The organism is Streptomyces sp. SID12488 (assembly GCF_010548275.1).
GTDB lineage: Bacteria > Actinomycetota > Actinomycetes > Streptomycetales > Streptomycetaceae > Streptomyces.
On sequence record NZ_JAAGLT010000112.1, the window covers coordinates 1 to 564 of the forward strand.

1 pseudogene is annotated in these 564 nt (G+C 66.7%); it reads left to right on the top strand.

Annotated features, from left to right (window positions below):
• Window positions 1-217: 217 nt before the first annotated feature.
• Window positions 218-564: pseudogene (locus G3I56_RS42745) on the top strand (hypothetical protein); the annotation flags it as partial.

The window sequence follows — 564 nt, forward strand, 5'->3', positions numbered from 1 at the left end:
CCGCTGGTGACCGGTCGGACCTCCGGAACGTCCGGAAACGGTGCGGGGGCGGGCCGGAAGCCGCCTCCTGAGGGTGTTCCGCAGCCCGACGTGATGAAGACCTGGCACGTCGGAGTGCGGAAGACCCTTCGCAAAGCCCAGCTTTCTGCCACGATGCCGAGTGGGTGGGGTGCTCCCCGCCCGGTCCGGACGGCCTGAGACCTGTGGGAGAGTCACGGTGTACTTCGCCGCACTGCTCGCGCGCAACGAGAACGGTTGGCAAGCGAGCGAACCTGATCTCGACCATGTGGAAACCCTCGGCGATCTGAGCGACCTGGCCCGTGCGGCCATCGCCGAGGAGGAAACGGTTCTGGTCTTCATCGAGCAGGAGGACGCCTGGTTCGGTGTCATCCGCGTCGATGGTGAAGAGGACCCCAGGATCTATGTGTCCGATGCCGCCGCGGCAGCCCGTAGTTCGTACGGAGAGATCCTGCTCACCGACGAACTGCTCGGCCGGGACCCCGAGGACCCCCTCGACGTCCTGGTCGACCTCGACGGTACCGAGGACGGCGACGACGATGAGGC